Below are 6531 nucleotides of genomic sequence, written 5' to 3'. Positions count from 1 at the left end.
CGCCCGGGCGGGGACCCGTCCACGGCCCGGTCCCCTGCCAGGGCTCCCGGGCCTGCCGGCGCCGCCTCCGCGGCCGGCGCCGCTAGCGTGCTCCCGTGGGCCGCGGGGGCAGGGTGGACGGGCGTGCCGCGGCGACCGCCGGGCTCGTCGTGGTGCTGGCGTACCTCCTGCTCACCGCCGTCCTGGCGCTGGCCCCGCCACCGTCGGGCGAGCGGGTCGGCCCGGGGGCCGTGGCCGTGGCCACCTCCGTCGTCGCGGTGCTCACCTGGGCCCTGGCCGGGTGGCTGGGCAGCCGGCCGCTGCGGGCGCAGGGCGTGCGCCGCTCGACCACGGTGCCGAGCGTGGCGCTCGGCGCGACGGCGGGCTACCTCGCGGTGCCGGCGCTCGTCGGGGTGGTCGGGCTGCTGCTCGTGGGCGCCCCCGCGGGCGCCCTGCTGGCCGGGCCGCTGCTCAGCGCCGTGCTGGCCGGTCTGGTCGCGGGCCTCGGTGCCCTCCTCGCGCGCCACGCGCCGCCGCCCGCGCCCTACACCGGCTGAGCAGCACGGTCCGGCCGGCCTAGCCTGTGATGACCCAGAACAGCCCGCCGACCAGCGGACCGACGACGAGCAGGACCGCGGGGACCAGCCAGGCCGGCGGCCGCCCGCCGCCGGGCAGGTCGACGACGGCCCCGGACACCGGGTCGTACCGGACCGGCAGCCGCATCCCCGGGGCGTAGGCGGTGTGGTCGAGCGAGGACTGACCCACCCATTCCCCCCGCCGGACCTGCCCGGCGCCAGCGCCGTCGACCACCGCGTAGTCGACGACCAGGTGCCAGAGGAACTGACCGCGGTTCGCGGTCCGGCGGCCGACCTCCACGACCGTTCCGGTCGTCGACCGCGCCCGGCGCAGCCGGGGCAGCACCCGCAGCAGCCAGACGAGACCGACCAGGCCGAGCACCGCACCGGCCGCGAGCCCCACCCAGGGGAACCACGCCGGGGGCGCGGCGCCCGCGACCTCCGGCGGGGCCGGCGGGGCCGGCGGGAGCATCACCCGGGCAGCCCGCCCCCGGCGTCGAGGACCCGGAAGGACGCGACGAACGCCGTGAGGTCCGCCTCCGTCACCTCGGTGGTGAGGGCGTTGAGGAACACGCCGTAGTTCGGTCCCGGGTCGGGCATCTGGATGGTGACGTCGACCTGGAGGCTGGCCGCCGAGCGCCCGGTCTCGGGCACGGTGAGGTCGTAGGCGTAGTCGATGCGGGTCGCCCCGGCCGACCCGGGGACGTCGACCTCCTCGGGCCCGCGCACGGGCTCGGTACCGGTCTGGGAGGTCCGCACCTGCTCCAGCAGCTGGGTGCGCACCTGCAGCGGGCCGACCGCGCCGGTCTCGACGAAGAACGCCGCACCGGAGACGGTCTCGCCGTCCCGCAGGGGCGCGAAGAACGACACGGACGCCGACGGGATGCTCCGGTCGGCGCTGGGGACCAGGTCGCCCGGCAGGGCGAACACGACCCGGTCCACCTGCCAGGTCTGCCACCCCTCGGGCGCGCCGACGTCGAGGTCGGACGGCACGGCCTCGGTCGCGGGGGCCACGGTGGTGCCGGGCTCGGGCTCGGCGGAGGACGACGAGGGCGAGGGGTCCCCGGCAGGCTCCGACGGCCCCCGCGGCGGCAGCGTCGAGGAGGCGTCGGTCCGGACGGGCGCGGGCTCGCTCACGGGCCCCGTCGCCTCACCGCCGTCGGCACCGCTGCACGCCGTGAGGGTGAGGGCGGCCACGACCAGGGACGCCGTGACGGCGGCTCGCATCATCGGGTGGGTCCTCTCCTGGCGTCCGGTGCACGGTCCTGGTGGACGGGGCTCAGCACGTGCTCAGCGGCTGCCAGCCTGCCCCGCTCGCGCCGTCGCGGACGTGGGCGTCCAGGAGCCGCCGCTCGAAGGAGTCCGAGCCCAGCTCGAGCCCGAACTTCACCCCGGCACCCGCGTCGACGTCGAACCCCACCTCGCTGGTGTCGACAGCGTACGCGGCGGTCACCGCCACGCCGGAGGCCGCGACCCGGTCGGCGAGCGCGTCCACCGAGCCGTCGAAGGTGGCCCGCGGGTCCATCGCCGCCACGGGCCCGGCGAGCAGGAACACCTCGTCGAAGGCCGCGCGGTTGGCGGGGTCGGTGAGGTCGAGGGTCGTGGTCGTCCGGGTCTCCCCGCCCCACTCCCCGATGTCGAAGTCCCAGCCGACGTCGGTGATCGTCCGACCGCCGGTCTCCAGGCCCAGGGTGTTCATCCCGATCGCGCTCCGGTAGCCCGTCACCGTGGACAGCTTGAGCGAGGTGGGCCGGCCGGACGCGTCGAAGGTCACGCTGTAGCCCGCCGACGCGTTGCCCGCGAGCTCGCCGGAGGCCATCGCGAGGAGCAGCTCGCCCTGCGCCGACGACGCCGCCGTCGTGGTGAACGACGAGGTGCCGTCGCGGTTGAGCTGCATGACGCCGGTGACGCTGGCCGACCCGCTGCCGGAGACGTTCGCGGTGCCGCCGATGCCGGCCTCGCCGCCCAGGCGCAGGGCCGCGCCGACCTGGAAGGCGATCGCGGACGGGTCCGGCCGGTCGTCGTCGAGGTGGTTCCACAGCTGCTCGCCGCCGTCGGCCAGCGGCCCGCCGGCGAAGTTCAGCGACTGGGCGAAGATGTTGCGGTTGTCCTCGACCCAGTCGGCGGCCTCGTCGCCGTCCTCGAAGTCGTAGAGCAGCTTGACCCCGCCCGAGGCCGTGACCGACGCCGACCCCTTGGCCCCGCCCCCGATGGCGCCGTCGTCGCCGATCGAGAGGCTGCTCCCGCCGCCGACGGACGCCGAGGCCCCGAGCTCGAGCACGTCGCCGGTCGTCACGCGGGCCTTGCCGTCGCCGAACTGGACGATCTCGTAGGAGTCCTTGCGGCCGACCTTGATGCTGAAGGCCGTCACGCTGGCCCCGATCTCGCGCCCGGCGGCGGAGACCTCGCACTGCGGCGGCGGGGGCGGCACGACGGCGGAGCAGTCGCCCTGGAACATCGAGCACAGCGCCTGGGCGACGGCCGTGCGGAACGGGAACGAGGCCGGCACGACCGCGAAGGCCGCGACGACGACCGCCAGGACCGTGACCATCCCGATGTACTCCAGCGACCCGACCCCGGCGTCGCCGCGGAGCCGGCGCAGCGCGACGGGCGCGGGGGCGGGGCGGCGGGTCCCGGCGGGGCTCGGTGCGGTCACGCGGGGATCCTGCCGTGCACCGCGCCGTGCACCCAGGGCCCCAGGGCCCACGCCCGGGCCCAGCCCCTGCGGGCGTGGGCCCTGGTCAGCGAGCGGCGGCCTGGTCGACGTGCAGGACGTCCCCGGCCGCCAGACCCCAGCGGCCGAAGCTGCCGCGCGGGGCCTCGAGCACCGCGACCACGCCACGGCGGGCGCCGACCAGGCCGGCCGGGCGGAGCAGGCACGTCCGCAGGACCCGGTACGAGCCGTCGTCCGGGCCCGGCACGAGCTGGGCGACGTCGAGAGCCACGAGCATGCCCATCCCGTGGACGCTGTTGCCCGGCCGCAGCAGCAGCGCGTCCGGCAGGTGCCGGCGCCCGAGCATCCCGCGCAGGCGGCGCAGGTAGGTCCCGGCGAGCTCGGTCGTCACCTCGCGGCCGTGGGCCGTCCGGATGACCAGGTCGCCGTCGGACCCCCGTGGCGTTCTCACAGGTTGGTACGGTACGCCGGCCCACGAGGACGCACGGACGACGTCCGCGCGCCCCCAGTGGTGCCGCTCACACGTGCAGCTGGGGGGACAGTGGCGTACTGGCAGGGCGTCCTCGCGACGTCGGAGCCCACCCCTGACGCGTCCCCCGCCGGTGTCGAGGTCGTGCCGGTCGGCGACGTGATGTCGCTCGTGGACCGGGTCGACCTGCAGGCGACCGCCACCGTCGTGGTGGCCGCCCCGCAGGACGCGACCGCCGCCCGGACGGCGGCGACGGTGCTCGTCGGACGGCACCCCGAGCACCCGGTCACGGTGCTCGTCAGCCCGTGCGCGCCGGTGGGCGCGGTGGCGGCGACAGCGACCGCGCTGGCGGCCACCGACGACGCGGGCCGGGGCGCGGCGCTGCTGGAGCAGCTGCTGCAGCAGACGTGGACCGTCATCCTGCTCACCGACGTCACGCGGCTGGGCCGGCCGAACCCGACGCTGCGCCAGCACGCCCGCAGCCTCTTCCCCGGCTCGCAGTTCCTGGTCCGCACCCACCCGGACGCCGTCGTCCTGCCGGTGCAGCGCCCCGAGGCGGCGCTGGTCGGGCTCCGGCCGGGCACCGCGGAGATGGTCGTCACCGGCTCCGACGACCCCGCGCTCGCCGCGCTGGTCGCGCAGGCCCGGCCCACCGCCGTCCGCACGGTCGACCTCCCGGGCCGCTGGGCCCACCTGTACGGCCGGGCGCCCACGTGGCAGGCCGCCCTGCTCCCGTGGGGCGCCGACGTCCCCACCGCCCCCACCGGCCCGGCGTGCGACGTCTGCGGCCACGCGGCGCCGGGCGGCACCTGCCGCTTCTGCTCCGCCGTCGTCACCCTCCAGGAGGCAGGAACGTGAACCCCAGGCAGCGCCGCGGCGTCGTGCTCATGGTGCTCAGCGTCGTCGTCGCCGTCGGCGTCTTCGCGATCGTCACCAACTACGTCCGCGAGGTCAGCAGCCAGGTCGGCCCGCTGACCACGGTGTACCGGGCGGTCGGGCCGATCGAGGCCTACCAGCCCTTCACCGAGGACAACGTCGAGCCGGTCGAGGTGCCCGCCCGGTGGACCTCGCCGTCCTCGCAGCTCGAGCTCGGCGACATCGAGGGCCGCCGGGCCCCGTTCCGGCTCGAGGCCGAGACGGTCGTGACGGCCGACATGCTCATCCCCACCTCCGACCTCAGCCCGACCGAGCGCGAGATCGCCATCAACGTCAACTCCGTCACCGGCGTCGCCGGCCGGGTCGCCCCGAACGACCGGGTCGACATCTACGCCGTGTTCGAGGACGTGCCGGGCCTGCCCGCGCAGGTCCGCGTGCTGGTGCGCGACGTGCGCGTCGTCACCGTGGAGGGGGAGCGGACCGTGCGCACCAACGACGACGAGGAGGGCCTGCAGGAGACCAGCGTGCTGCCGGTGACCCTCGCCCTGGAGCCCGACGACGCGCTGTCGGTGACCTACGCCAACGCCTTCGCCGCCGAGGTCCGCCTGGTGGCGCTGCCCACCGACGTGGGCACCGACCGGACCGACGACACCGACGACTTCGACGCCGGCGACCTCGGCGGCCAGCCCGTGGCGGTGGAGGCCCCGTGACCCGCGTCGTGGTCGCCGCGACCGACCAGGCGCTGGCTCGCGAGCTGCAGGCCGCGCTCGGGGAGATCCCGGACGTCGACCTGGCCTACGTGGCCGCGTCCACCTCCGAGCTCGTGGCGGCGGTCACCCGCGAGGACGTCGACGTCGTCCTCGTCCACGAGGGGCTCGGTCCCGACCCGGCCACCGCCACCATGCGCGACCTCAGCCTGCGCCGTCCCGCGACCGCGATGCTGCTGGTCAGCGGCGACACCGGCGGGGACGCGGTGGCCCAGGCCGTCGAGGCCGGCGCCCGCGGCGTGGTGTCGTACCCGTTCAGCTTCGAGTCCCTCCAGGCCCGGTTCACCGCCGCGGCGGAGTGGTCCGGGCAGATGCGCCGCATCCTCGGCGCGGGCAGCGGCGCGGGGACGTCCGCCGAGGACACCGGCGCCGGCCGCGTGGTCGCCTTCGCGGGCGCCAAGGGCGGCGTCGGCGTCACCACGCTGGCCACGCACCTGGCGATGGACGTCGTCCGCACCGTCGACGACGTGTCCGTCTGCCTCGTCGACCTGGACCTGGAGAAGGGCGACGTCACCGGCATCCTCGAGCTCCGGCACCGCCTCGGGGTGGCCGACCTGGCCAAGGTCGCCGACGACCTGTCGCCCGGCACCGTGGGCGACGCGATCACCCGGCACCCGTCCGGCCTGGACCTGCTGCTGGCGCCGCTGGAGGTGCGCGACGTCGAGGCCGTGACGCCGCTGGCGCTGCGCCAGGTGCTGGCGAGCCTGCGGACGATGTACGACCTCGTGCTCGTGGACGTCGGGTCCCACGTCACCCCGGCCCAGGCCACCGTGGTGGAGCTGGCGGAGGAGGTCGTCCTCGTCGTCACCACCGACGTCGCCGCCCTGCGCGGGATGCGCCGCGTCATCAACGCCTGGGAGAGCCTCGGCGTGCGCAAGGAGACCGAGGTGCGCCTGCTCGTCAACCGGGTGAACCGCTCCTCCACGGTCTCCGTCGACACCGTGCGCCAGCTGACCCGGGCCTCGCTCGTCGAGCCGTCCGTCGACGCCGGCTTCCGCCGCCTGGAGGCCGCGCTCAACAGCCGCGACCCGTTCGAGGTCCGCGACGCCGCGTGGTGGACGACGCTGCGCGCCATCGGCGCCGACCTCGCGCTGGTGAGCCCCGGTGCGGCGGGACCCGGGCGGCGCCAGGCGCGGCCGGCTCGGACCCGGCGTCGGACGGGACGGGACGCGGCGGCGCAGGCCGGTGCCG

General features: G+C 76.5%; 8 protein-coding genes. 4 read left to right on the top strand and 4 right to left on the bottom strand.

The genetic code is table 11. The features are described from left to right. Positions 1–95: 95 nt before the first annotated feature. Positions 96–536 (top strand): hypothetical protein, encoded by a 441-nt coding sequence (locus WCS02_RS15920; protein ID WP_340295002.1) that lies wholly within the window; start codon positions 96–98, stop codon positions 534–536. A gap of 19 nt (positions 537–555) precedes the next feature. Here the strand turns inward: WCS02_RS15920 and WCS02_RS15915 are convergent, their stop codons facing one another. The 4 genes from WCS02_RS15915 to WCS02_RS15900 form a co-directional block, all read right to left on the bottom strand. Next, complete coding sequence (locus tag WCS02_RS15915) at positions 556–1029, bottom strand: hypothetical protein (protein ID WP_422665429.1); 474 nt, start codon at positions 1027–1029, stop codon at positions 556–558. Beyond that, positions 1026–1784: a hypothetical protein gene (locus WCS02_RS15910; protein ID WP_340295000.1), complete on the bottom strand. Its 759-nt coding sequence runs from the start codon at positions 1782–1784 to the stop codon at positions 1026–1028. Before WCS02_RS15910 ends, WCS02_RS15915 begins: the two co-directional genes overlap by 4 nt. Positions 1785–1833: 49 nt before the next feature. Then, a complete protein-coding gene (locus tag WCS02_RS15905) occupies positions 1834–3210 on the bottom strand; it encodes a hypothetical protein (RefSeq protein WP_340294998.1) in 1377 nt (458 codons plus the stop codon). A gap of 85 nt (positions 3211–3295) precedes the next feature. Continuing rightward, positions 3296–3679, bottom strand: coding sequence for a DUF192 domain-containing protein (locus WCS02_RS15900; protein WP_340294996.1), 384 nt, complete (start codon positions 3677–3679; stop codon positions 3296–3298). A 90-nt stretch (positions 3680–3769) separates the two neighbouring features. On the opposite strand from WCS02_RS15900, the gene WCS02_RS15895 reads away from it, so the two are divergent. The 3 genes from WCS02_RS15895 to WCS02_RS15885 form a co-directional block, all read left to right on the top strand. Then, the gene (locus tag WCS02_RS15895; RefSeq protein WP_340294994.1) at positions 3770–4555 is read left to right on the top strand and encodes a hypothetical protein; all 786 of its coding nucleotides are present in this window, start codon (positions 3770–3772) and stop codon (positions 4553–4555) included. After that, positions 4552–5283: a Flp pilus assembly protein CpaB gene (gene cpaB / locus WCS02_RS15890; protein ID WP_340294992.1), complete on the top strand. Its 732-nt coding sequence runs from the start codon at positions 4552–4554 to the stop codon at positions 5281–5283. The genes WCS02_RS15895 and cpaB overlap by 4 nt, the downstream gene beginning before the upstream one ends. Continuing rightward, positions 5280–6531, top strand: a 1252-nt coding sequence (locus WCS02_RS15885; protein WP_340294990.1) for a CpaE/TadZ family protein, incomplete at its 3' end; no start/stop codon positions are given. The genes cpaB and WCS02_RS15885, both read left to right, overlap by 4 nt.

This window comes from Aquipuribacter hungaricus, from assembly GCF_037860755.1.
Classification (GTDB): Bacteria; Actinomycetota; Actinomycetes; order Actinomycetales; family JBBAYJ01; genus Aquipuribacter; species Aquipuribacter hungaricus.
Note: the sequence above shows the minus strand (reverse complement) of the source record. Positions and strands in the feature narration are given on the sequence as shown.

Bases quoted from the DNA above. Each gene is read 5' to 3' on its own strand.
- WCS02_RS15910 (WP_340295000.1), bottom strand. From the start codon at position 1,784: ATGATGCGAGCCGCCGTCACGGCGTCCCTGGTCGTGGCCGCCCTCACC.